Below are 6336 nucleotides of genomic sequence, written 5' to 3' on the forward strand. Positions count from 1 at the left end.
ACCCTTATTCGTAATCGATGGTACTACCCTTATTCGTAATCGATGGTACTCCTATAACCGGAAGTATCAATAACATTAATCCAGCAGAAATTGAAAGCTTTAGTTTTTTAAAAGATGCATCGGCAACTGCACTTTATGGATCGAGGGCAGCGAATGGTGTGGTGCTGATTACCACCAAACACGCAAAACCAGGCGATTCGAAGATAGATTTTTCTACTTATTACGGTATCCAGAAGATTCCAACCGGGAAATTGCCTAAAATGATGACGGCAAGGGAATTTGCAACATTTATGAAAGAGCGTGGAGAAGACGGGTTAAAATATGAGCCAGGTTATACCATCGCTGCAGATTACCATGCCGCTTATGATAATCCCGAACAATACGGTGAAGGAACCAACTGGTTCGATCTCTTAACCCGTTCGGCACCTATCCAGAGTTACGATCTAACGGTTCAATCGGCACGCGAACATTCCTCGTCAACAGTTATTGCCGGATATCAAGAACAACAGGGCGTAGTAATCAATAACGGAACCAAGTTATTTTCCCTAAGATTCAATCAGGATTTTACTTCAGCCAATAATAAACTTAAAGTTGGTTTTAATCTGGCCCCGAGTTATAGAATGGACCATAACAATAGGTTAAGTAGCGATGGTGTTGGTGGTTATTTTGAGCGTTTTTTTGAAGCTAGTCCGTTAATTTCGCCCTATAACCCGGATGGTACTTATATCAGAAATGTGGCCTCTCCAGGGATGGTTGCTTATATCAATCCACTGGCTACTTATGAGCTTACCAACGATGATTATAATACTACCCGCATTTTAGGTAATGGTTATCTGAATTACGAATTTTTGCCAGGCCTTACTGTAAAAACGAATCTGGGCGTAGATAAAGGGGCCGAGATGCGTAAATATTTCCAGGCTGGATTGGTTACAGGAACACAGGGACAAACCACAGGAACAAGTTCGTCGGTTGATAACGGTTCGTGGACTGCAGAAGGAAACCTTGTCTACAACAAAACCTTTGCAAAAGATCATAGTATTGATGCACTTGTCGGATACTCAGCGCAACAATTTAGTACCTACAGCAATACCTTAACCGGACTTGGCTTTGCGAGTGATGATATTGAGTATTTAGGTGCGGCTACCAGTGTAACCGGTAGTAGTGGTGCTGGTTCTTATGCTTTACTTTCTGCAATTGCGAGAATTAATTACGCTTATAAAGGCAGGTATCTTTTATCAGCCGCAGTAAGGCGTGATGGCTCATCTAAATTCGGCATTAACAAACAATGGGGAAGTTTTCCTTCGGTATCTGCCGGATGGATTGTAACGGATGAAGGCTTTATGAAAAACGTAAAAGGTATCGATTTCTTAAAACTTCGTGCAAGTTATGGCATTACCGGAAATAACTTTTTTGCAGGTAACTACGATTCGCAGGCCACCATAGGTACTTATTATTACAACTTCAATAACGTAATTACACAAGGCCAAACCATTAATCGCTTGCCTAACCAGGAGTTGAGGTGGGAGCGTAACAAACAGCTTGATTTAGGCCTTGAGTTAGGTATTCTGAACAACAGGATTAATTTTACCTACGATTATTACCGAAAGTTAACTGATGGATTGATTCAACAACGTGCCATACCAACCTCTTCAGGCTTTTCTCAGATTATATTTAATGTGGGCGAACTTAAAATGTGGGGACATGAATTTTCGGTCAGCTCAAAAAACCTGGTCGGTAACTTTAAATGGAATACCAACTTAAGTCTTTCATTCGACCGTAACCTGATTACCAATTTGGTTGATCCTGGTTTTATCAGAAGAAATGTTACTGTAAGTTCAGATTATTTCCGTCAGCAGGTTGGTCATCATTTAGGAGAGTTTTACGGATTTGTTTTCGAAGGTTTATACAAAGATGCTGCAGATCTGGCTAATTCGGCTAAGTATTTAAGTACCCCTGCAAAACCTAACGGCAATTCAGATATCGGCACCATTAAGGTTAAAGATATTAATGGCGATGGCGTAATTGACGATGTGAACGACCGTACTTTTATTGGCGATCCAACACCAACCTTTACCGGTGGTATGGTGAATAATTTTAAATACAAAAACTTCGATCTAACTGTTGATATGACTTTTTCGGTAGGGGGTAAAATTTTAAATGCCGCCAAATGGGCCTATCAAACCAACATGGATGGTTCGAGGATTTTGCTGGCAGCAGCAGCAGACCGTTGGCGATCGGTAGAAAACCCGGGATCAGGCATTTACCCGAGAACCAAATCTGGAACTACTGGTATTGGCCGTAACGTGAATACACAATGGATTGAAGACGGATCTTATTTGGCTGCCAAAAATATTTCACTGGGTTATACCATACCTGTAAAAAACCTCATGCTGAAAAACCTTCGTGTTTTTGCTTCCGTTCAGCAGGCCTTCGTTATCACCGGTTATTCGGGAATGAACCCCGAAACAAATGTGGGCGGATCAGACCCGACTTTGGGTGTTGGGGTAGATGAAAATGCCTATCCAATTCCAAGAACCTTTTCTCTAGGGATCTCAACCACATTCAGATAACCATTAAAGCTAAAAAAATGAAAAAGATATATATAGCCATTATACTGTTAACCATTGGAGTCAGTTCATGTAAAAAGGATTTTATTGCACTTAATCCCGAAGATTCTTATACTGATGGGGTATTCTATAAAACCGAACAGCAATTCCGTTCTGCTGTGGTAGCTGCTTATGCACCTCTAAGGGATGTTTTAATAAACGACTATTTTACCTCCGAAATGCATTCAGATAATACGGTGTACCAGCCTATTCCTGGAAATAGGGGAACGGCCTATGTAGAGCGTGAGAATATTTCTGATTTTACCAATACCTCTACCAATGCTTATGTTTCGGCAACCTGGCAACACAGTTATACAGGTATTTCACGTTGTAATATCATTATCGAAAGATTGAAAACTTCCGATCTTGGCGATGCCGTAAAAGCCAATTTGGATGGACAGGCGAAGTTTTTAAGGGCGCTTAATTATTTCAAGCTGGTTCGCCTATATGGCGGGGTACCATTGTCGATAGCCGAAGTTAAAACAGCAGAAGATGCATTTAAACCTAGAGCTACCGAAGCTGAAGTTTATGCCCAGATTGTTGCTGATGCTAAAGATGCTATCAATGAGCTTTCAGCACCAACTAAATTCCCGCAAACTGGCGAAGCAACAAAAGGTTCGGCCACGATGTTATTGGCTAATGTTTATGCTGTTCAAAAAAAATGGGCAGAGGCCGAAACTCAATTGAATAGTCTGTTAACCATGGGTTACGACCTCAATGCGAATTATGCAGATACCTTTTTACCTGCCAATAAAAATGGAAAGGAATCGATTTTCGAAATCCAGTTTTTAGGCGGTACCATTACAGGTTCTACGCCTAATGCACTGTCATTCCACTTTCTGCCCAGAAGTAAGGATACCAGATTGCTCACCGGTATTGCGATCGATAATACAGGTACAGGAGGGTGGAATACCCCAAGCAGCGATCTGATTGCTGATTTTGAAGCCAATGATAAACGTCTTGATGCCGCTATTGGTATTGCCGAAGGTACTTACGATGCCAGCAGTTATTTTGTTTATTCGGCAGTTAAAAGTATTGTCAATTATACTCCTGCTGCAGGCAAGATTGGTGTGCCATACATTAAAAAATACCTGCACTCGCCACTTGCAGCAACCACGGGTTCTAGTGATGACTTTCCGATATACCGTTTTTCTGATGCATTATTGTTATTGGCCGAGGCTTTGAACGAGCAAGGAAAATCGGCGCTTGCTTTAGCACCACTAAATAGGGTGAGGAAAAGAGCTGGTTTAACGGATATTGTAAGTACCGATCAAACGGAGCTTAGAACAATTATTCTACATGAGCGCCGGGTTGAACTGGCTTTCGAAAACAGCAGATGGACAGATTTATTGAGAACTGGAAAAGCAATTAATGTTATTAATGCATTTGGTGTTAAAATAAGGCAGCAGCTTCCATTTCTTTCCTCAGATGCTTACGTAATCGATAATCACCATTTATTATTTCCAATCCCACAAAACGAAGTTGGACTAAATCCTAAGATCATCCAAAACCCAGGATACTTTTAAGATTGAAGTATAAGACAAGTAAAAGAAGAATAAAATTTAATTAAGTAAAAATGACCATAAATAAAGCACTGTTAAAGAAAAGCCTTTGCATTTTTTTAAGTGCACAAATGTTATTAACTACAAGTGCAAGCTTAATACCTGCGTTGCAGGAAGAACGTTTAGCAAACGATGAATTTGCGATCGTTGTACTACCCGATACCCAATATTATACTTCAGAGAAGAATGGCGGGAAAAAGGAGATGTTTTCGGAGCAGACCGAGTGGATTGCAAAAAATGCAGCAAAAGAAAACATTAAATACGTAATCCATCTTGGTGATATTTCTGATGATGGGGAAAAATTCCCACAACAATGGGTAAATGCTGCCGGGTCGATGTATAAATTGGAAAAACCACAACCTGGTTATCCGCAGGGTATTCCATATGGTATGGCCGTAGGCAACCACGATCAAACCAAGAGTCAATATCCCTTAAGTGGTAAAACCGATCAGTACAATAAATATTTTGGCGTGGATCATTTTAAAGATAAAAAATGGTACGGCGGGCATTATCGTGATAATAACGATAGCCATTTCGATCTTTTCGAAGCAGGCGGTTATAAATTCATTGCTATATTTTTTGAATATGATTCTTATGATGAGGATATTGAAGGATTGAACAAATGGGCAAGTGCGCTACTTGAAAAATTTAACGATCGGAAGGCCATCTTAGTGAGCCATTCTATTATTCATTTTAATAAGAAAACCGGTACCAACGAAAAGGGCTTTCCGAAGTTTTCTAAACAGGGGCAACGGATTTTCGATCGTTTAAAAAGTTACCCGAATGTGTTTTTAACTTTATCAGGCCATGTGGGCGATAACGGTGAAGGCTACCGTCAGGATGGTTATGCGGGAAATGTGATCAAATCATTGTTATCAGATTTTCAGAGCAGGCCAGATGGGGGGCACGGTTTAATGCGGCTCATGAAATTTTCTAAATCGAAAGACCTGATCAGTGTACGTACTTTTTCTCCGGTAACAGGTGAAGAAGAGGCCGATGCCGATAGTAAATTCACACTTCCCTTGTTCCACCATACCACAGTGGCCAGGTATCAGGATTATAACAACGATGGCATTAGCGAAATCGCATTTTTTTCTAATGGTACCTGGAAAATATCGGGGGAGGCAGATATTGCCTTTGGTAAACCTGGCGATGTTGCAGCTCCAGCCGACTATAATGGAGATGGTAAAACGGAGCTTGCGGTTTTCAGACCATCCGAAGGAAAGTTTTATATCCAGGGTGGGAAAGATGTTGTACTTGGCCAGGCAGGCGATATTCCCGTGTGTGGAGATTGGGATGGAGATGGTTTTGCAGAAGCTGCTGTTTATCGTCCTTCTACATTAACATGGTACTTTGATGGACTGGATAGTGTGAAATTCGGACATAAAAATGGTGTCCCTGTTCCTGCAGATTATGATGGAGATGGGATATTGGATGTAGGCATATTTCGTAAAGACAACTCTTTATGGCAAACCAGTCTCGGTAATATTCCTTTGCAGGTTAAGCATACACCGGGCGATATTCCGGTACCTGCAGATTATGACGGCGATGGTAGGGCAGAGATGGCTGTTTTCAGACCTTCAACAAACGAATGGATTATCGACCGCTTTAAAGAACCGGTGAAATTTGGACAAGAAGGAGATATTCCTGTTCCAGGCAACTATTTAGCTGGAGGGAAATCTAGTTTGGCTGTATATAGAAACGGCTTAATTTACCTTCAGAATGGTAAACCCATTGACGCCAAAAACGGAAAAGCCACTGATTTGATTAATAATAAGAACCGTTAATCTCTGTTGCTATTTCAGCTGTTAAGAGTGATATTAAATTTTTAAGCTGAAAACAAAGAGGTTGTATCATAAATATAGATTTGTCATCCTAGGGGATAATTTATTGTATAAAAATCAATATTAATGACAGGTGAATTTAAGAGAAATAATATCGTCATTTCGACTGAAGCTTACCGATTTTTCATCGGTAGCGTAATGGAGAAATCTTTAAACTTTTCAGTAACATAGTTCAAAGATCTCTCCGCTCCGCTTTGCTTCGGTCGTATTCTAGGTTTACCACAATTGCAAATTTATTTTAAGAAAAACTCTTTTTTTGGGAGTTTTTCTTAGCTTTTATGACGCTCTCCTATAATTCTCGACATACATTTCTCCTCTCTTAAC

3 protein-coding genes are annotated in these 6336 nt (G+C 40.4%); all 3 read left to right on the plus strand.

The genetic code is table 11. The annotated features are described in order from the left end of the window. Positions 1 to 17 precede the first annotated feature (17 nt). The 3 genes from AC1DND_RS15655 to AC1DND_RS15665 are packed head-to-tail and all read left to right on the plus strand — an operon-like array spanning position 18 to position 5955. Positions 18 to 2570 carry a SusC/RagA family TonB-linked outer membrane protein gene (locus tag AC1DND_RS15655; protein WP_477582965.1) on the plus strand — a complete coding sequence of 851 codons (2553 nt, stop codon included), beginning with the start codon at positions 18 to 20 and terminating at the stop codon, positions 2568 to 2570. A gap of 17 nt (positions 2571 to 2587) precedes the next feature. Then, positions 2588 to 4132 (plus strand): RagB/SusD family nutrient uptake outer membrane protein, encoded by a 1545-nt coding sequence (locus tag AC1DND_RS15660; protein WP_477582966.1) that lies wholly within the window; start codon positions 2588 to 2590, stop codon positions 4130 to 4132. 50 nt (positions 4133 to 4182) lie between these two features. Further along, complete coding sequence (locus tag AC1DND_RS15665) at positions 4183 to 5955, plus strand: metallophosphoesterase (RefSeq protein WP_477582968.1); 1773 nt, start codon at positions 4183 to 4185, stop codon at positions 5953 to 5955. Positions 5956 to 6336 lie beyond the last annotated feature (381 nt).

The organism is Pedobacter sp. 01N416, assembly GCF_056399685.1.